This window comes from Sporosarcina luteola (genome assembly GCF_023715245.1).
Lineage (GTDB): Bacteria > Bacillota > Bacilli > Bacillales_A > Planococcaceae > Sporosarcina > Sporosarcina luteola_C.
In genome coordinates this window covers 972,105-989,893 of sequence record NZ_JAMBNV010000001.1, presented here as the reverse complement: position 1 = coordinate 989,893, position 17,789 = coordinate 972,105, and the positions used below count along the sequence as shown (strand labels likewise).

Below are 17,789 nucleotides of genomic sequence, written 5' to 3'. Positions count from 1 at the left end.
ATTGCCGAAAACAGTCGGAAGTACCCTAGAGAAAAAAATCATTGATTTAAAATGAATAAACGCAGTCCTTTCATACTAAAAAACCGTATGAAGCGACTATTCACTTCTTACGGTTTTCCTCTTTTTATTCATTCTTTTGGAATTTTACTTTCCATGTCCCATCAACCTCTTCCAGATTAACGCCTATCCATCTGTCTTTCAATAAGGATTGTTGCTTCAATATATCTGACATGTCGGCCAAGACGGATAGCGTCCTAATCCTTTTATTCTCACGTAGATCTTTCATTAACGTATAGCGCAAAAGATTTCCATATTTCTTTTCCAATGAAATGATATGCATGCCTAACGAGAATTTGTCCTTTAGGCTTGCGATATTGAACGGAGCTACTGTTGCAAATACATAACGATGACGTACCTTGTCAACATTCTCCATGAGTAGTTCGCCGAGAATACGTTGTAAGCTGTTGCCCCTATACTCGGGATCCACATTTGTCACTTCAGAATATAGAACTGAAGGTAATTCGGAATCAGGTAAGCCTGCATCCTTCCCCAAATGGTGCTCGTCAATTTCCGGTTCAAGCATCGCCCTGAAAGCGATGAGACGATCATTGTGGAATGCCCCGATCATTGATCCGTTGCCGTTTAGGATGACCAGGAATTCCTCTTCGGATAACGGTTGTAAAAAAGAAGTGACTTCCAAGGATGCAATTACTTTCTCCTGCAATCCCATGATTATCTCGAGGTCTTTGTGGACCAGGCTTCGAATTGTCACCTCTTGGCCATTTCTCAGTGTCAGATCTTTCTTCATTCGACCACCTTCGCTGAGAAGACTGTCAATTTATTCAAGACCGCTTCGTCCACATCTACGCCAAGTCCCGCTTTTTCAGTCAGACGGATGAACGGAACGTCATAGTTCAGGTTTCCGATATCTTCGCTGAATTTCAACGGACCCGTCAATTCGACGCTTGTCATAATTTTTTTTGAGAAGGCAACGTGGAATCCTGCGGCGGATCCTACAGACGATTCGACCATCGAGCCGACTTGGCATTCGATTCCTGCCATTTCCGCCATATGGGCAAGTTTCATCGCCGGATAAATACCACCGCATTTCATCAGCTTGATGTTCACTTTATCCGCAGCTCGCTTGGCGATGATTTCTCTCATTTCACGAATGCCGCGCAGCCCCTCATCACTCATGATAGGCACGGATGTCTTCGATTTAATTTCTACCATTGCATCAATGTCATCCGCTTTCACAGGTTGCTCCAGCCAATCGAGTGAGCAATCTTCGAGCTTCCTCAACGCTTGCAATGTCGTCGAGCTGTTCACCCATCCTTGATTCACATCGATGCGGATGGCTATTGACTCCCCTACCCGTTCACGGACTGCCTGGATTCGTTTCACGTCTTCTGATACGTTCGTGCCGACTTTCATTTTCAATGAACGATAGCCTTCAGTAACGCGTTGTCCCGCTTCGGCCGCCATATGTGCAGGTGTGCCGATGCTGAGTACATGAGTAATCGGAAATTCATCGTGGTATCTCCCGCCCAACAATTCGTAAACAGGAATGCCCAATGCTTTTCCGACAGCGTCATAGCAAGCGATGTCCATTGCGGCCTTCGCTGATGGCACTCCGTAAATTTCTGCGTCCATGGCCTCGTGGATCTTTTCCATTTGAGCGGGATTCATGCCGATCAGCTTCGGCGCCAGTGTATTTTTAAGAACAGCATATGTACTTTCCCAACTTTCACCGGTGACGTGCTCGTCCGCCACCGCCTCTCCGTATCCGATATGTCCCGTGTCCGTAGTCATTTTGACGATGATTGACGGCATATAATCGTATCTCGCGTAGCTGATGATGAATGGTTCATATAACGGTAAATGGATCGCATATATTTCAATTTCTTTGATTTTCAAGTTATGTCGTCCTTTCGAAGTGGCAATTGTCTTTCATTATTGTAACATTGTCGGGATTACGGGGGAAGAATGGACCCTGGAGCGAGAAGAATGGAACCTTGTGAGAGAATGGACCCTGGAGTAGAATGAATGGGCTCTTGTGCGAAAGAATGGACCCTGGAGCGGGATGAATGGACCCTTGTGCGAAAGAATGGACCTTGGAGTAGAATGAATGGGCTCTTGTAAAAAAATCAGAAAAACGGCGGGTGCAAGTACCCGCCGTTCCGCTTACTACATTATTCAGTCCTCTTGGCTGATCTGCCATTCGATGCCGAATTGGTCTTTCAATGAGCCGTAGCTTTTACTCCAGAACGTCTCCTGTAGATCCATCTTTACTGTTCCGCCTTGCTTCAACTTATCAAAGACACTCTTAATAAGGTCAATGTCCTTGTTTACGAAAGCGAGACTGACATTATTACCTTCGACAAAAGGAGAACCCGGGAATGTATCGGAGAACATGACTCTGTTACCGTCGATATTCAACCGCGCATGCATGACCAAATCCTTCGCCTCTTCAGGCAACTGATAATCAGGGCTTTGAGGAGCTTCGCCGAATGTCATGATTTGAGTGATTTCCGTATTGAATACTTCTGCGTAAAATTCCACGGCCTGTCTGCAATTACCATTAAAATTCAGATATACCTCTACTGCCATTGTCACGACCCCTTTTCCACTATTCCTTCAATTCAGTTTACCATGTACAAGCTTTCTTGCAAACCTATATTAATTTAGAACGGGAACAAAATAGGAATTGCAATTATCATGACAATGAGCATTATGAATTGCAATGGCGCGCCGATTTTACAAAATCCTTGAATTGGTAACCGCCAGCTGTCATGACGAGTGCACTACCGCACAACAGAACTTCTTTTGATCGAAAGATACGGCCTTCCATCCTCCCACCGGATTTTCACTGGTACATTATACGTTTCAGTCAGCAATTCATTGGTCATTACATCCTCTTTCTTCCCGGAAGCCACGATTCTTCCTTCTTTTAAAAGGAGTACATGTGTTAAGTCTTCCATCAATTCCTCGACATGGTGTGACACATAGACAAGATGGCAATCGTTTTTCGTCACTACTTCTAACGTATGTAAAAATTGCTCCCTTGATAAGATATCAAGACCGGAACACGGTTCATCCATAATGAGCATTTGGGGTTTATTCATGAGCGCCCTGGCAATTAAAATCCGCCGTTTTTCACCTTCAGAAAGCAAGTTAATGGGTTTACCTTTCAAGTGAAATAATCGAAAATCATGCAACAGCTCGTCCGCTCGTTCCCAATCAGCAGGAGATGGATGCTCATACAGGCCGAAACTCGCAAATTTCCCACTGATAATGACTCGTTCGACAGTTTCATGCTGAAACATTTGAGCGAATCTCTCCAATGAACTGCTTACATAGCCAATCTCTTTTCGCAGTTCTGGTAAATTCGTTTCGCCAAACCGGTTCCCAAGTACATGCACTTCTCCCTCAGTAGGAAATTGATGTGCGGAAATGATATTGAGAAGTGATGTTTTACCGGATCCATTCAACCCTAAAATTGCCCAGTGCTCATCCTTTTCAATCGTCCACTCGATATTTTTTAGTATCTCCTTATTGCCTCTTTTGAAGAAAACACGCTTCAAGTCAATTACGGTTTGCATCGTCAACCACTCCCTTTGGTCCTATTACTGAAAAACGGCGGATCATGTTAAATATTTATTCTTTCACCGGCTTAAAATTTACCAGCGAAATTCCGGTAACCCTAAGTTTTTGCCCCTCTGTCAACTTCACACGGCTTCTTGAGCCCGTGTCGTTGCCTCCAATCACTTCATAGAGGACAGGATCTTTTCCCTTTTCGTGAATTTCTAAATATCCCATTCCGTACTCACTGCCGAATATATAGTCACCAGCTTCAATATCCAATCCGACGTCCCAAATGCCTGCGTTCAAATCGGTAGTCAGCTGTGTCTGTACCGGTATGAAACTGACGTGGTCATACCCGCCGTCCGCAAAAACAGTGTACGTACTTTCAATATCGACCGTTAGACTGCCGACTCCTCCTGAATGTCCTACAATTTCGCGGATGACAAGATTATCATTGTCATCATAAATGAATATGTTTCCGGCAGGGTAACCTGAAATCGCATATCTCCCTGGCTGAAGCGTGACTTTGATTCCGTCTTGCGTAAAGACTTCTCTGTCAACCTGTTCAGCGGTTTTATTTCTCCGATCCACTGTCTTGAAAATTGCGGGGTTCACCTTCCCAATCAGGTCATCCTTTTCAGGACCGACAATTTCGAAATTCTTCTCATAAGGGCCGAGCTTATCAGACTCCGATTTTTGTAAAGGATGACAGCCTGACAGTAGCAGCAGGCATGATGTAATTAAAATAGATGACCCCATTTTGCCGCCGGTCCATTCAAACCATTTCTGCAAAGTGTTTTTCATAATACTCCACCGTTCCTTATTTTCTCCAGTTAAGCCCCATACACCTCTAGCGTATCAGTTTGGTTTTAAAGCGACTTCCCCTCTTCGGATGTATAGCAGCTTATTCCGTCCGTATAGAACAGCTGCAGCTAATAGATTAAGTCCAACTAACCAACTATACGAATGTTTGAAGTCCAACTTATCATTACCGAATTCCATAGCCGCGGTTCCATTCAATACGGAGCTGATATCAAGAAATTTCAATGGATAGAGCCAATTAAATTTCAAGCCTGCAACACTTATGAGGTCAGGCAGCAGTAAAATGACAATCATCGACAAAATTGTCGCGTATAAATTCTTCGTCACGACATTAATGAGAACAAATACAAGTAAAAGGAACAACGCAATCAACGCAAATGCGATGAACATGTAAGTTACGTACCTGAATGTCGACACAGCGACAAAATCCATTTCTCGATAAATAAGAACGGGCGTCATGAAATTTCCCCACTCTGTTTTTTGAGCAACATAATAGCCTCCGATGAGTACGCCAAGTACAAGGAACAGCTGTACTTGTACCAAATGGATAGCTACCTTGCCGCTTACCTTTTGCATAAATGATATCGGGAAACCGCCTACAACGGATCGATGTTGCTGGTCATTTAGCAACATACTGCTTCCGATGATTAAAACAAATAGACAAAATAGCAGCCCGCTGATCAAGTTCAACGCAATCGGCAAGTAATTGCTTGCTACAAAGGGATTTGGAACAAGTGGCAATTTATGAATTTTGTAATAGCGTAATATCGCTAGTTCTTTTTGAATGACATCCTTTGGTATGACATAGTTAGGATGGATTCCTTTATTCCCCAACTCGTGTAATTCAAGACGTAATTCGTTCAACTTGAGGCCGTCTTCAATATACTTGTCATAATCATCTTTTTTCCACAAATAAAACCTTTGCATATTGATTAAAGAAGATTGTTGGGTCAAATTATAATAAATTGCCTCCCCCTCAACCGTTTCCCTCAGTTCTTCAGGAAACGCATTGAACACTGTATGAAAATGCTGCGCTTCCTCGTTTTTCAGCTTTTGCATGTCTTTGATGTCTATTTGGCTGTATTGGGAATAGTACAAAGGGAAAAACAGGATAAGGCCAATTCCAAGCAACCAATTTTTCCGATTATGGAGCAATAGTTTTGATTCAAATAATAAATACTTCCAAAACATAATTATGTCCTTCCTCGTTACATATTTTTATGCAAAATAGAAACGTCGTTTGTTAATGATCTTTGAGAGAATGAAAAGCACGAGTTCAATCACGGCAATCGTGATGAGCAACACGAAAATACCTTTCATATAGGTAATCGTCTCTGTATTCAATAGAAAGTTCTTATCCCCGTTTACAATTTTCCCGAAATCGAAATACGTTTGAGGAAAGAAGCTAATGTCTTTTCCGAATATCTCCCTTGTCGTCCTAGAAACGAAAAGGCGGTCCGAGAAGAGAAGTAAACTGCTGACTAGCAGAACGAGCCATTCATTATTAAACAGAAGACCCAAAATGGCGTTCAAACGTATAAAGAGGAAGATTACTAGTGGAACGACTATCAATGTTCTCCCTAAAAAGACAGCAATTGAAATGACATCATAATCCTCAATTGTAAAGGTCTGTTGTGCAATCATGATCGGCACATGTAAATTAAGATAGCCAAAACCGAATTGCATGCTCATGACGACAACCCCTACAACAAGAATTCCGCTACTAATGAGCAACGAATAGAAGAAAGCCGAAAGTGATTTTAAGTTCAATTGGCGATACCAGGATAATGGGATTCCTTGCAGAACTGACCGATTTTTGCGATCCCTCGATAACATATCACTACTGAAAAAGATTGCACAAAACAAGAGGAATAGGATGCCATTTGTTTGCAGGAATTTTTGCAGTGCTTGCAACCCGGTCTTTTCATACATCAAACCATATGTAATTGGATAATCATTCGTTAAATAATCCTCAAATCGCATCATCGTTTGCTTATATAAATGGGAGCGATCCTTTCCTGGATAAGGGGATAGCGCGAAAAGTTTTTCATCTGATGTATATTCATATTCATTCCCTAGTAGTGAAAAGTTTCTTAAATAAAGAAATCGATGATAGTTCTTGTCCTCATACGCCGTCAGCAAAGCTTGATTCAGTTTATAATAATATGCGTTCATGGAATAGACAGGCATACCTGTAAAGTGGACAATGCCGGTATTGCCCTTCTCTTCCCTAAATTTCTGCTCAACTTCGAGATCCGTTAAATAATTCCGAACCTCTTCAGGATTATACGTTTCTTTTGTTTCTTCGTTCGGCAGCAGAATGAGACAATAACTCAGCAGCAATACACCGATGAATACTATAAATGGAATGTTGCGCCTGCTTCTTGCTGTAATCAGAAATTCGTGCTTCAAATAATTTCGATTCATCAAAGCTTCCCCTTTTGGTCGTAAAGTATTGATTTTTCATTTATTTACCATAACAATAGGCATTCTTCGAATAGTACTTATCATAGTATTCCACCGTCCCCAATGGACCGACCGTCATTTCTTTTTCGTTATAATCCAGCATCCGTTCTATCCACTTTGTCTGTTCGGACTCGCGCATTCCCTTTAGAGGAATGCATAACAAGTGTTTTGCTATATACATATAGCCTTGTGGAAGCTTCACTTTTCCTTTCATCGCCTCGTATTGTTCTGGTGCTATCTCTATTTTAAGAAAAACATCATTTTCGCCGGTAAATCGATGTTCATGTACAAACTTTCCATCTTTCAAAAAAAGGACTCGATCCGCATATAGATCCAGATTGGAGAGTAAATGCGAAGCAACAAAAATGAGCTTATCCTTCTTCATTTCCATTAAGCACTCGGACAGCAAAGCGACATTATCCACATCAAGTCCATTCATCACTTCGTCCATTAGCATAACGGGTGTATCTGCGGCCACCATCATTGCAAAGCACAGACGCTGCCGCATCCCTAATGAATATGTACGGACCTTCCTTTTCACATAATTGCCCATATGGAGACGCTCGATGACCTCGGGGACATGCTTTGCCGTTCCCTTCCACATATTTGCATATAGTTTCAGGTGATCCACTCCGGATAATTCCTCGAAGAGATCCTTCTGTTCAGGGAACGTGCACAACCGTTTATGGATCAACAGCTCTTCTTTTTCATTTCGGTATGCATATTTACCGTCAAATATTACATGACCCGAATTGGGTTTCACAAAGTTCGCCATCACGTTGAACATTGTCGATTTCCCCGTTCCGTTCGGAGCCGCCACACCGATGATCTCTCCTATATTCGCTGTTAAATCCAGATTATCGAGAACAGCTTTGTCATTATATGCAATTGACACATTTGATAATTTAAGCATCTATTCTTCCGCCTTTCAGATACTTTTAAAAGTAGGTAGTATTTTTTCCATTTTTTGTTGCTCTCTTCTACTATAATGATGTTTTTGTAATATTTCAATAGTACGTATACTTTTAATTGATTTGATAATTTCCTTTCCACTACCACTTCATGATTACTTTGCTTTTATTCCTCTTGGGAGTCTAAGACGACAGTATAAATGCATGTATTGAGGCAGTTATGCGTAAATGACGGAGTTTATGCGTGTTTGTGATGAGTTATGCGTCGATTGTGGAGTTTATGCGTAGTTGCGACGAGTTATGCGTTGATTGCGAGGTTTATGCGTGTTTACGGCGAGTTATGCGTTCTTGACAATGGAAAAGGCTGTCGCATTTGTCTAGTTGACAACTGCGACAGCCTTTTAATTATTATGAAGCGACTGCTGTTTTATTTTTCGGTTGGTTATCTTTCGTTTTCCATTGGATGGCCACTTGGATGGCGAATAGGACCAACCCGATGATATCCGTAATTGTTTCTGGATATATCAATAATAAGCCCGTTACGACAGCAAGGATGCGTTCAATCCAATTGCATTTTCGGTACCAATAGCCGATCATCCCCGCTCCGATCGCAATCATTCCGACGATGGCGGAGAAGGTGACCCATAAGATTTCAAATAGACTGGAATCGATCATGAGCATGGCCGGATTGAAGACGAACATATACGGGATGATGAATGCCGCGATGGCAAGCTTCGCAGAGACGACACCCGTCTTGATCGGATCCCCTCCGGATATGCCCGATGCGGCAAATGCTGCGAGAGCAACAGGCGGTGTAATATCCGCGATGATTCCGAAATAGAACACGAACAAGTGAGCAGAGATTGCGACAACAACCGGAACAGTAGTACCTGCTCCCATTTCACCGCCCATCAGCAATAGAATGATAGCTGGTGCGGCAATTGTCGATGTAATAACATAGTTCGCCGTTGTCGGTGAACCCATCCCTAAGACTAGCGCTGCGAACATCGTGAAGATAAGCGTTAATAGGATGTTCCCGCCTGCAGCGGAAACGAGACCGTTTGCAAGGCTGAGCCCCAATCCAGTTTTCACGACGACGCCGACGATGATACCCGCACAAGCAGTCGCCGCGGCAACTGCCAATGCAGTACGAGCACCGTCAACAAGTGCCATGATGATATCTTTCGCTCCAAGCCGTGTAGATTTATCAAAGAAGCTGACAACTAATGTTAGGACAATCCCCAATAATGCAGCCTTCATTGTTGGAATCCCCAACAACAGGAATAGGATGATCCCTAAAATCGGCAAGAGTAGGTAGATCTTTTTCAGAGTCGCCTTTCGATCAGGCATCTGATCAGGCGACATGCCTTCCAGACCGACACGCTTCGCCTCGAAATGGGTCATGATCCAAATTCCCGTGAAATAAAGCAGTGCAGGAATTGCTGCCGCTTTGGCAATTTCCCAGTACGTAATACCGCCGATGAATTCAACCATCAAGAAAGCCGCAGCTCCCATGATTGGTGGCATGATTTGCCCGCCTGTAGAGGCAGCAGCTTCAACGCCGCCGGCAAATTCCTTACGGTAGCCGAGCTTTTTCATCATCGGAATCGTGTAGGAGCCTGATCCGACAACGTTTGCTACTGAGCTGCCTGAAATCGTCCCTTGCAACGCACTTGAGAAGATTGCAACCTTGGCGGGTCCACCTGTCAAGCGGCCTGCGAGGACGACAGCCAAGTCATTGAAGTAGTTCCCGACACCGGTTTTCACGAGGAATGCACCGAATAATAGGAATACGAAAATGAACGTTGCAGATACACTGATCGGTGTTCCTAAAATTCCGTCAGTCGTGTAAAACATAAGCTGTACAATGCTTTTCAAGTCTTGACCGCGATGGGCAAGGAAGCCCGGGAAATATCTGCCGTAAAAAGCATAGATCAAGAAAACAGTCGAAATGATCGTAATCGGCAAGCCGACAGCACGTCTCGCTGCCTCCAATGTCAACAGAATCGCGATGACTCCGATGATAAGATCAATGTCTGATACCCTTCCAACACGGAAGACGAGATCTCCGTAGAATAGCGGCCAGTATAAACCGACAGCAATGGCTAGCAATGATAGGATGACATCATAGAAAGGCACTTTATCCCTCTTGACGCCCGGTTTTTTAATTGCCGGGAATAACAGGAATATTAACGAGAGAGCGAATCCTAAGTGAATGGAACGCTGAATATACGCAGTGAACGGCGTTCCGATCGATGTGTAAAGTTGGAATAAAGAGAATGAAAGCAATCCTGCAAAGACGAGGATTTTGAAAATCCCTTTCACATTCCGTGTATTCGATTCGGGATCGTACTTCTGAAGGATTTCTAGTTGCTGTTCTTCTGTAAGCATTTCATTGTTATCAAGTTGGGACTCTTGCTGAGCTTCTTCCCGATTCTTATTTTTAGCCATTCAAATTTACTCCTTTCAACAATTGGTAGAATGATTGGCGCTGCACACGAAATGTGTACGATTTTCCTCTAGTCAAATAGCTTTTCAAGTTCACTTCATGCCCTTTATACCGGAAAGCTAAATCTGCATTCACATCCCCAACAAAGAGGACAAATGATTGAATAATATTGTCATCATAAGTAAGCGTATACATTCCATCCTTGACTGACAATGACTCTCCTTCTTCGGCATACCCTGGCAAGCCGATCCCAACATCCTCGTATTGCATGGACAGTGATTGGATAGCGTGTTGATCAGTGACCCGGTAGGACTCAATGACATCAGTCAGAAAAATGGAGTGTACATATCGAATTTGAAACTCCCGGTCATCCCCCATCTTGAGATAATAGGTTTGCGGATGCTCAGTACGATATTCAGTGAAGGTGAACACCTTATGTATCGGCAGGAATAGAGAGACGAAGGCGACCAATAATGCAGATAGCAGAATGGGGAGGATCACTTTCTTCCTTTTCATCCTATTCTCCCTTTCCGGTAGCAATGAAGAATGGGACGGCTGAAGCATAAAGCTTCACCGCCCCGTTCTACTATTGATTTGTATTCAATTATTTCTTTTCGTCAAAGTATTTTTGAGCGCCTGGGTGAACAGGGATCCCGATACCGTCAAGACCTGTTTCCGCTTTGATCAATGCGCCTTTTGGATGCGTAAGCTTTGATGCATTGTCGTAGATCGCTTTTGTTATTTCGTAAGCAAGATCTTCAGGCACGTCATTTTGGATGATCAACATTGCCCCGACAGATACAGTCGGCGTATCTTCTTTAATTCCATAAGTTCCTGCAGGAATGACTTCTTTTGCATAGTATTGATATTTCGAGATCAATTCGTCAGCTTTATCTTCAGATACAGGCACGATATAAACTTGAGCGACAGCGTTCAAACCTTCAACCGCTCCAGTTGGTGTACCAGCAGTGATGAATGCAGCGTCAATTTGTCCAGCCTGTAAGCTCTCTTGTGATTCACCGAAATCCAAGTCTTGCGCCTGGATATCTTTCATTGACAATCCGTGGATTTCAAGAAGCTGCTCTGCGTTCGCATACGTACCGGAACCAGGTGCTCCAACCGAAACCTTTTTACCTTTTAAGTCTTCGAATGATTTGATGCCGTTTTTCTCCAATGTTACCAACTGAACTGTTTCAGGATAAAGAGCACCGATTGCTGAAACGTTGTCGATGACTTCTCCGTCAAACATCATTTCACCTTTTGATGCATAGTAAGCGATATCCGTTTGTACGAAAGCGATTTCAGCGCTGCCGTCTTTCAATGCTGTCATATTCGCTGCAGATGCTTGCGAAACTTCAGCTGTCGTTTTAACGCCAGTTTCCTGAGAGATGATATCTGCAAGTGCTCCGCCAAGTGCGTAATATGTACCTTGCGTACCACCTGTCAAAACGCTTAGGAAATCATAATCTTCTTTTGTTTTGCCGGAATCGGACCCCTTGCTGGAATCACCCGAGTTACACGCCGAAAGGACAAGCAGTGCAATCATCGAAATGAATGCAAGAACGCGAAATCTCTTTTTATTCATAGTTTCATTCTCCCCTTATGTCTAGTAGTTTTGCAACTTAACACCTATTCTACCACGACTGGTCATTCGCTTGTCAATCCTTCTTAGAAATTTTCAGTAACTTGCAAGCGATTTCATTACAAAAAAAGAAAGTGGAATACATTCATATTCCACTAAAATAATCATTTATCATATTTCGGGTGTCCATCCAGATAAGTCATGCCTGCTTCATCCAAATCCCTTTTCCGATGGGCAAGACGTGAAGCGGCACATGACGCGACGCTGGCGACAAGATCATCGAGAAAAGTATGGACGCCATTTCCTTTTTTCGTATCCAGCTCATTAATAATGCCAATTTTATTTTTATCAAGATGACCGAATGTCGTTACAGCTATGGACCCATATGTGAAGACTGCCCCTAACGCGATTGTTTCATCTACACCAAACAGCCCTTCGTCAGATGTGACAATTTGTTGGAGCGGCGCTGATAGCTTCCCTTGTTCAGCAAGCTCATCCAATTCGATTCCAACGAGGATCGCATGCTGAAGTTCCCTCTTCCGCAACACTCTTTCGACTGAATCTACACATTCGGCTAGGTCCAGCCCTTCATTGTAAGGGACTTGCATTTCGTAAACGATTTTAGCGATATCCTCCAATGTGACGCCTCTTCGGATTAATGCCTCTTTTGTAGCTTTTGCTACGACATCGGAATGGACAATGTTTTTTCCAGTGAACATTTATCACTACCTCCTCTTTCTATACTTCTCCCGTCACGTATAATATGACGGCAGCCTTTAGGATGTTTTTCAATCTTGCGACTGTTTCTTTTCACATGTATCGGGCTATTGAGCATTATACCTGTACATTCGCTTATGTTACAATCTTCTTACATCATACAACTGGGAGGACTTGCGGATGGAATACGGAAAAATTGAAGAGATTACATTTTACAGCAAGGCGCTAGATGAGGATATGCAACTTCTTATCCACCTGCCACATCAGTATTCACCATTATACAAGTATTCAGTTCTCATCGCTTCCGACGGGAAGGATTATTTTCAATATGGAAGGATCGGCCGGGTAGTGGACGAATTAGTTTACGAAGGCGACATCAATAATATGATTGTCGTCGGCATACCGTATAAGAGTGTAGAGGAACGCAGAAGAATGTATCATCCGGAAGGCGACCGGCATGAGGATTATATCCGTTTCCTAGCGCATGAGCTAGTTCCTTACATCGATGAGAATTACCCTACGTACCAAGTCGGCGCCGGCAGGGGGTTAATCGGCGATTCGTTGGCGGCGACGATTTCGCTATTGACAGCTTTGAAATATCCGAACTGCTTTGGCAAGGTGATTCTTCATTCCCCCTATGTCGATGAGTATGTGATGGAGAAGGTGGAAGCCTTGAAAGATCCTTCCTCTTTTTCAATTTACCATGTCATCGGCGAAGAGGAAACTGAAGTGAAAACGACTCAGGATGGCACACAGGATTTCCTCACACCAAATAGAGAATTGAATAAGTTGATCAAAAGAAGAGGGTTTTCATACTTCTATGAAGAATTTGACGGAAACCATACATGGAAGTATTGGCAACAGGACGTTCGAAGGGCTATCAAGGAATCCTTTCAATACGATTAATGCCAAACAGTACAAAGAGTGGATGATTCTGCTATAATTATTTTAAGTTGTATATAATTTTTTTATGAGGAGGTCTTTTATTATGAAATATGGCATTGTAGCTTTCCCTTCAAAGAAACTCCAGGATTTGGCAAATGGGTACAGGAAACGTTATGATCCACATTATGCGCTTATCACGCCTCACATGACCGTCAAAGGTGTATTTGAAGCCGATGATAAGGAAATCGAACAAGTGGCGGAAGCAATCCATAAGGTTGTTCGCAAGCATAAACCCTTTGAATTGAATGTGTCAAAAGTGAGCACGTTTGCACCTATCACCAATACGATTTTCTTTAAAGTGACACCGAATGACGAAATCCTATCACTCCATAAAGATTTGAATGAAGATTTTTTCGGTGAAAAACCTGAATATTCATTCGTCCCGCATATTACAATCGCCCAAAAACTAGGTTCTGGTGAGCATGACGATATTATCGGTCAAATTAAGATGTTCGGTGTAGATCATACCGAAATTATTGATCGCATTCACCTTCTTTATCAACTTGAGGACGGGTCATGGACAGTTTATGAAACTTTCCGCCTCGGCGAGGAAATCTGAAGATTGATTGAAGTGAAGATTGCCAGTTCCGAGCAAGAACAGGCAGATGCGTATGATGTTCGAAAAAAAGTCTTTGTGGAAGAGCAAGGGGTACCATTGAGTCTTGAAATCGATGAGTTCGATAATACCGCTTCCCATTTCATCGTCTATGATGAACGGCAGCCGATCGGAGCAGGGCGCATCCGTGAAATTGGTCCGGGAATCGGTAAAGTTGAGCGGGTATGTGTGTTAAAAGAAATGCGCGGGAAGCATCTGGGAAATCTGATCATGCATGAACTTGAAAATTATGCCAAGTCCGCTGAAATGACGAAAATCATTTTGAACGCACAGTCCTATGCTGTGCCTTTCTATGAAAAACTCGGATATACCGTAACGTCACCTGAATTCATGGATGCGGATATTCCGCACCGTGCAATGGAAAAGGAAATCACTCCTTAACGGGTACGTCAATTCAATAGAAAAAGAGCAGATCCGCAAACCGGTTGCCGGTTGCAGGTCTGCTCTTTTTTTGGATTGCCAATTCATTGCTTCATCCAGTTACGCATATTCGTTCACTGCGAGTCCTTTACCTACGAGATGTGCAATTTCTGGCGATAGGTTGGCAGGATTCGGATAAATGAACCCCTTCAAGTATGGAGGGCGGGACTTGGTGATGACCGGTTCCCCATCCTCCATGATCCGCTCCTGTTCTTGCCTGAGTGAATCATCGAATTTATCCATCAGGTCCGGATCCATGTTCACTTTTTCCACCCGATCGACATACGCAAAATTATTGCGCACTGCATTCATCCGATTTGCGTATATTTCGGCTTGCAACGGTTGGACTGGTAGGATATAGCCCATTTTCCCACACCCCTATACATTATATTCTCACTTACCCTTTTACCTTCTTTATAGTATATGAAACATGTTTTTCAACAATTCCCCGAAAAATGGTCGCTTCCTACCAATTTTCCCGCGGATTCATAGGTTAAACGTATTTCATTCACTAGGACAAATGGACAAGGAGATACATGTAGTTTGGAGTCACCCCATCATACGCTGAATATCATTCAAATTAACGGAATTTCCATTTTTGACGATTGATTTCACTAGTTCATCTTCCATATGCGGCGGGACTTCCTTATGTGCAAGGCGCCCTACTTTTCTTACGATTTTCCGCACTTGCCGCTCATCGCTGAAATCGGCATATTGGATAGCATTTGCCAATGCAAATACTTCCTCCATTGGAACGCCAGTCTTTGATTCTATCTTTTTGAAAAACGAATCATTCATCCTCTAACCTCCCCCTTAGCAAAAGCTGCTGCCGACAATGATAAGCAAGATGAAGAGAACTACAATCAGAACGAAAGTGGAACCGCCATATGAGCCTCTTCCTCCGCCATATCCTCCGCCGTAACCGCCAGGATAGCATCCACCGAACATAAAAAATCCCTCCTTCCCTTCCGTCTATCCTATGCAGATAGCGGTGGGAAGAAGGGGGCGTTTGCACAGTTTTTTTCAAACGGATCCTTTTGGTTTGAAAATAAACGATGCAATGAAGCCAAATAGGATAGCTGCGCTGATACCCGAACTCGTCACTTCAAACATCCCTGTCAGAACACCGATAAGGCCATGTTTTTCAGCCTCGGCCAGCGCTCCGTGGGTCAGTGCGTTGCCAAACGAAGTGATAGGAATTGTCGCGCCGGTGCCCGCAAAGTCGATCAACGGTTCATATAGTCCTAACCCGTCCAGTACGGAACCCGCCACGACGAGAGTGCAGAGCGTATGTGCAGGAGTCATCTTCGCCACGTCAAACATCAGTTGGCCAATGACACAAATAAGCCCGCCGACAATAAAGGAAGTAATGTAAATCGAAAACAATCAGACCACTCATTTCATCGTTAATTCGACTGCGTGCGCAATGCACGGAATCGTCTCGCCTTGTTGGTATGACATTGGGGAAAGCAACGCACCAGTCGCGATTAGCAGAACTTTTTTATATTCCTTGTCCTTCATTTTCTGATAGACTTCCGAAAAGTAAACGGCGGCTGAGCATCCCGCTCCGCTTGCGCCTGCCTTGAAATCCGGATTATTTCCGTAAAACTCCATACCTGCGTCGCTGAAGTTTCCAAATTCCGTTATTCCTTGGTTTTTGACGAGCTCTTTAAAAATTGAAAAACCGACCGTAGCCAAATCCCCGGTCATGATCAAATCATAATCGCCCGCAGAAGTCCCATGACCAGTCAAATGCCGTTTCAGTGTATCTGCGGCAGCCGGCGCCATTGCGGCTCCCATGTTCAATGGATCAGACATTCCCATATCAATCGCTCTTCCAACCGTCCCGCATTCTATGGAAGGAAGACCTTTTTGGTATGGCGCAACGGCCGCCGCTCCTGCAGCCGTAACAGTCCATTGGGTTGCGGCGCCTTTTTGTGCGCCATATTCAATTGGATAACGGAACTGCCTTTCGACTGCATTATGCTGGCTCGATGAACCTGCAATGGCCAATTTCGACATCCCTGCCTCTGTCAAAAGGGCTGCCGTGAGTAAAGAAGAGACCGATGTTGCGCATGCTGAAAACATCCCGAGATACGGTATGCCGACAGTCGTTGCAAAGAAACTCGATGGGGTCATCTGATTGACAAGATCCCCTGCTACTAAAAAATCAGCATCCGACGGTATCTTATCAACCTTGCTTAACGCGATCATACAAGCATCTTCCATCAGTTTTGAATGGCCTTGTTCATTCGTTTTCATGCCGCATCGTTCGTCATCATACATTTTGTCGAAACTCGACTGAAAAGCGCTTTTCTTTTCGAGCGGTCCGGCTGTCACACCCGTCGCTACTATGGAAGGAGTCGAAGGAAATGTCAACAGACCTTTCATTACCATGAAACGACCCCCATCTTCACTAATATGGTCTTAATCAGCGCGACAAGGAAGGCTGAAAAGACGCCAAACACGATGACCGACCCAGCCAGCTTGAAAATATTAGAACCGACTCCTAACACAAAGCCCTCCGACTTATGTTCGATCGCCGCTGACACGACTGCATTCCCGAACCCGGTTATCGGGACTGCCCCACCCGCTCCGCCGAACTGTCCGATTTTCTTATAAACTCCAAACCCGGTTAACAGCATGGCAATGAAAATCATCGTTGCCACCGTCGGATTGCTCGCTGTCCGTTCAGTAAAATCGAAGAAGGTCATATAGAAAAGTGCAATGAACTGGGCGATAAGGCAGATGGTTCCGCCTACGAGAAATGCTTTAATGACATTTTTGAGCAGCGGCGGTTTCGGCGAGATCTTTTGCTCCAGTTTTGCATATTTATCTTTATCCATTATGTCTCTTCCTCCGCTAGTGATATCAAATGATGGATTTTCTTCTTCAATCCTTTTTCATCTTTTTTCAAGATGAGCTTATTCGTTTCATTTAAAATCTTGCTATCCGCAGAAACGAAAACTGCTAAATCGGGGTATTCTTCCTTTAGCTTCTTTTCGATTTCACTGGCTATTTTCCTTTTATTGAACCTGGAAAAGGTCTTCACGCGAATCCCAACGAGCAAATGATCTTCGTGGAACAGAGCAGCAACCCCTTTGACGCGCTTTTCCTTCTTCAATAACTCTTCCGCTTTGCTTGCGTCTTCCTCTGTATGGTTCTCGAATTTGAATTCATTCGGCATACATCCGGACAGTAGAAGAAGCACGCATAGCATCATGATCAATTGACGAATATCCACCATCCCCTTTTTTTAACAGTATGGTGATCGCA

The 17,789-nt window shown here is 43.6% G+C and carries 22 protein-coding genes; 3 read left to right on the top strand and 19 right to left on the bottom strand.

What is annotated here, in order from left to right; all coding sequences use genetic code 11:
• Window positions 1-124: 124 nt before the first annotated feature.
• From M3152_RS04545 to M3152_RS04490, 12 genes are all read right to left on the bottom strand, one after another.
• Window positions 125-808, bottom strand: coding sequence for a hypothetical protein (locus tag M3152_RS04545; protein WP_251694008.1), 684 nt, complete (start codon window positions 806-808; stop codon window positions 125-127).
• Window positions 805-1,917: a mandelate racemase/muconate lactonizing enzyme family protein gene (locus M3152_RS04540; protein WP_251694007.1), complete on the bottom strand. Its 1,113-nt coding sequence runs from the start codon at window positions 1,915-1,917 to the stop codon at window positions 805-807. Before M3152_RS04540 ends, M3152_RS04545 begins: the two co-directional genes overlap by 4 nt.
• Window positions 1,918-2,196: 279 nt before the next feature.
• Complete coding sequence (locus M3152_RS04535; protein ID WP_251694006.1) at window positions 2,197-2,610, bottom strand: VOC family protein; 414 nt, start codon at window positions 2,608-2,610, stop codon at window positions 2,197-2,199.
• Window positions 2,611-2,804: 194 nt separating this feature from the next.
• Window positions 2,805-3,602, bottom strand: a complete 798-nt coding sequence (locus tag M3152_RS04530; protein WP_251694005.1) for an ABC transporter ATP-binding protein — start codon at window positions 3,600-3,602, stop codon at window positions 2,805-2,807.
• Window positions 3,603-3,657: 55 nt separating this feature from the next.
• Complete coding sequence (locus M3152_RS04525) at window positions 3,658-4,389, bottom strand: hypothetical protein (protein WP_251694004.1); 732 nt, start codon at window positions 4,387-4,389, stop codon at window positions 3,658-3,660.
• 54 nt (window positions 4,390-4,443) lie between these two features.
• Window positions 4,444-5,598 (bottom strand): hypothetical protein, encoded by a 1,155-nt coding sequence (locus tag M3152_RS04520; RefSeq protein WP_251694003.1) that lies wholly within the window; start codon window positions 5,596-5,598, stop codon window positions 4,444-4,446.
• 27 nt (window positions 5,599-5,625) lie between these two features.
• The gene (locus tag M3152_RS04515) at window positions 5,626-6,834 is read right to left on the bottom strand and encodes a hypothetical protein (RefSeq protein ID WP_251694002.1); all 1,209 of its coding nucleotides are present in this window, start codon (window positions 6,832-6,834) and stop codon (window positions 5,626-5,628) included.
• Window positions 6,835-6,874: 40 nt separating this feature from the next.
• Window positions 6,875-7,786, bottom strand: coding sequence for an ATP-binding cassette domain-containing protein (locus M3152_RS04510; protein ID WP_251694001.1), 912 nt, complete (start codon window positions 7,784-7,786; stop codon window positions 6,875-6,877).
• Between the two features lie 406 nt (window positions 7,787-8,192).
• Entirely contained in the window at window positions 8,193-10,235 is a 2,043-nt protein-coding gene (locus tag M3152_RS04505; RefSeq protein ID WP_251694000.1) for a TRAP transporter permease, read from the bottom strand.
• Window positions 10,228-10,749 carry a DUF1850 domain-containing protein gene (locus tag M3152_RS04500; protein ID WP_251693999.1) on the bottom strand — a complete coding sequence of 174 codons (522 nt, stop codon included), beginning with the start codon at window positions 10,747-10,749 and terminating at the stop codon, window positions 10,228-10,230. Before M3152_RS04500 ends, M3152_RS04505 begins: the two co-directional genes overlap by 8 nt.
• Before the next feature lie 88 nt (window positions 10,750-10,837).
• The gene (locus M3152_RS04495) at window positions 10,838-11,818 is read right to left on the bottom strand and encodes a TAXI family TRAP transporter solute-binding subunit (protein WP_251693998.1); all 981 of its coding nucleotides are present in this window, start codon (window positions 11,816-11,818) and stop codon (window positions 10,838-10,840) included.
• Window positions 11,819-11,979: 161 nt separating this feature from the next.
• The gene (locus M3152_RS04490) at window positions 11,980-12,534 is read right to left on the bottom strand and encodes a phosphatidylglycerophosphatase A family protein (protein ID WP_251693997.1); all 555 of its coding nucleotides are present in this window, start codon (window positions 12,532-12,534) and stop codon (window positions 11,980-11,982) included.
• 178 nt (window positions 12,535-12,712) lie between these two features.
• Here M3152_RS04490 and M3152_RS04485 point away from each other — a divergent pair, with 178 nt between their 5' ends.
• From M3152_RS04485 to M3152_RS04475, 3 genes are all read left to right on the top strand, one after another.
• On the top strand, window positions 12,713-13,438 hold the full coding sequence (locus tag M3152_RS04485; protein ID WP_251693996.1) for an alpha/beta hydrolase: 726 nt from the start codon (window positions 12,713-12,715) through the stop codon (window positions 13,436-13,438).
• Window positions 13,439-13,520: 82 nt separating this feature from the next.
• The gene (locus tag M3152_RS04480) at window positions 13,521-14,036 is read left to right on the top strand and encodes a YjcG family protein (protein WP_251693995.1); all 516 of its coding nucleotides are present in this window, start codon (window positions 13,521-13,523) and stop codon (window positions 14,034-14,036) included.
• A gap of 3 nt (window positions 14,037-14,039) precedes the next feature.
• Window positions 14,040-14,474 (top strand): GNAT family N-acetyltransferase, encoded by a 435-nt coding sequence (locus M3152_RS04475; protein ID WP_251693994.1) that lies wholly within the window; start codon window positions 14,040-14,042, stop codon window positions 14,472-14,474.
• A 99-nt stretch (window positions 14,475-14,573) separates the two neighbouring features.
• On the opposite strand, the gene M3152_RS04470 is transcribed toward M3152_RS04475, so the two are convergent.
• The 7 genes from M3152_RS04470 to M3152_RS04440 all read right to left on the bottom strand — a co-directional run bounded on the left by M3152_RS04470 (window position 14,574) and on the right by M3152_RS04440 (window position 17,760).
• On the bottom strand, window positions 14,574-14,879 hold the full coding sequence (locus M3152_RS04470) for a hypothetical protein (protein ID WP_251693993.1): 306 nt from the start codon (window positions 14,877-14,879) through the stop codon (window positions 14,574-14,576).
• Window positions 14,880-15,062: 183 nt separating this feature from the next.
• The gene (locus M3152_RS04465; protein WP_251693992.1) at window positions 15,063-15,311 is read right to left on the bottom strand and encodes a stage VI sporulation protein F; all 249 of its coding nucleotides are present in this window, start codon (window positions 15,309-15,311) and stop codon (window positions 15,063-15,065) included.
• 15 nt (window positions 15,312-15,326) lie between these two features.
• Window positions 15,327-15,461: a YjcZ family sporulation protein gene (locus M3152_RS04460; protein ID WP_251693991.1), complete on the bottom strand. Its 135-nt coding sequence runs from the start codon at window positions 15,459-15,461 to the stop codon at window positions 15,327-15,329.
• Window positions 15,462-15,536: 75 nt separating this feature from the next.
• Entirely contained in the window at window positions 15,537-15,899 is a 363-nt protein-coding gene (gene spoVAE / locus M3152_RS04455) for a stage V sporulation protein AE (RefSeq protein ID WP_251693990.1), read from the bottom strand.
• Between the two features lie 9 nt (window positions 15,900-15,908).
• Entirely contained in the window at window positions 15,909-16,910 is a 1,002-nt protein-coding gene (locus tag M3152_RS04450; protein WP_251693989.1) for a stage V sporulation protein AD, read from the bottom strand.
• A complete protein-coding gene (gene spoVAC / locus M3152_RS04445) occupies window positions 16,904-17,359 on the bottom strand; it encodes a stage V sporulation protein AC (RefSeq protein ID WP_251693988.1) in 456 nt (151 codons plus the stop codon). The genes M3152_RS04450 and spoVAC overlap by 7 nt, the downstream gene beginning before the upstream one ends.
• On the bottom strand, window positions 17,359-17,760 hold the full coding sequence (locus M3152_RS04440; RefSeq protein ID WP_251693987.1) for a YhcN/YlaJ family sporulation lipoprotein: 402 nt from the start codon (window positions 17,758-17,760) through the stop codon (window positions 17,359-17,361). Before M3152_RS04440 ends, spoVAC begins: the two co-directional genes overlap by 1 nt.
• Window positions 17,761-17,789: the final 29 nt, after the last annotated feature.

What these genes read in the sequence shown, in the direction of transcription:
- M3152_RS04545 (WP_251694008.1), bottom strand. Translation starts at nt 808, where the DNA reads ATGAAGAAAGATCTGACACTGAGAAATGGCCAAGAGGTGACAATTCGA.
- M3152_RS04535 (WP_251694006.1), bottom strand. Translation starts at nt 2,610, where the DNA reads ATGGCAGTAGAGGTATATCTGAATTTTAATGGTAATTGCAGACAGGCC.
- M3152_RS04530 (WP_251694005.1), bottom strand. Translation starts at nt 3,602, where the DNA reads ATGCAAACCGTAATTGACTTGAAGCGTGTTTTCTTCAAAAGAGGCAAT.
- M3152_RS04525 (WP_251694004.1), bottom strand. Translation starts at nt 4,389, where the DNA reads ATGAAAAACACTTTGCAGAAATGGTTTGAATGGACCGGCGGCAAAATG.
- M3152_RS04520 (WP_251694003.1), bottom strand. Translation starts at nt 5,598, where the DNA reads ATGTTTTGGAAGTATTTATTATTTGAATCAAAACTATTGCTCCATAAT.
- M3152_RS04515 (WP_251694002.1), bottom strand. Translation starts at nt 6,834, where the DNA reads ATGAATCGAAATTATTTGAAGCACGAATTTCTGATTACAGCAAGAAGC.
- M3152_RS04510 (WP_251694001.1), bottom strand. Translation starts at nt 7,786, where the DNA reads ATGCTTAAATTATCAAATGTGTCAATTGCATATAATGACAAAGCTGTT.
- M3152_RS04505 (WP_251694000.1), bottom strand. Translation starts at nt 10,235, where the DNA reads ATGGCTAAAAATAAGAATCGGGAAGAAGCTCAGCAAGAGTCCCAACTT.
- M3152_RS04500 (WP_251693999.1), bottom strand. Translation starts at nt 10,749, where the DNA reads ATGAAAAGGAAGAAAGTGATCCTCCCCATTCTGCTATCTGCATTATTG.
- M3152_RS04495 (WP_251693998.1), bottom strand. Translation starts at nt 11,818, where the DNA reads ATGAATAAAAAGAGATTTCGCGTTCTTGCATTCATTTCGATGATTGCA.
- M3152_RS04490 (WP_251693997.1), bottom strand. Translation starts at nt 12,534, where the DNA reads ATGTTCACTGGAAAAAACATTGTCCATTCCGATGTCGTAGCAAAAGCT.
- M3152_RS04485 (WP_251693996.1), top strand. Translation starts at nt 12,713, where the DNA reads ATGGAATACGGAAAAATTGAAGAGATTACATTTTACAGCAAGGCGCTA.
- M3152_RS04480 (WP_251693995.1), top strand. Translation starts at nt 13,521, where the DNA reads ATGAAATATGGCATTGTAGCTTTCCCTTCAAAGAAACTCCAGGATTTG.
- M3152_RS04470 (WP_251693993.1), bottom strand. Translation starts at nt 14,879, where the DNA reads ATGGGCTATATCCTACCAGTCCAACCGTTGCAAGCCGAAATATACGCA.
- M3152_RS04465 (WP_251693992.1), bottom strand. Translation starts at nt 15,311, where the DNA reads ATGAATGATTCGTTTTTCAAAAAGATAGAATCAAAGACTGGCGTTCCA.
- M3152_RS04460 (WP_251693991.1), bottom strand. Translation starts at nt 15,461, where the DNA reads ATGTTCGGTGGATGCTATCCTGGCGGTTACGGCGGAGGATATGGCGGA.
- M3152_RS04450 (WP_251693989.1), bottom strand. Translation starts at nt 16,910, where the DNA reads ATGGTAATGAAAGGTCTGTTGACATTTCCTTCGACTCCTTCCATAGTA.
- spoVAC (WP_251693988.1), bottom strand. Translation starts at nt 17,359, where the DNA reads ATGGATAAAGATAAATATGCAAAACTGGAGCAAAAGATCTCGCCGAAA.
- M3152_RS04440 (WP_251693987.1), bottom strand. Translation starts at nt 17,760, where the DNA reads ATGGTGGATATTCGTCAATTGATCATGATGCTATGCGTGCTTCTTCTA.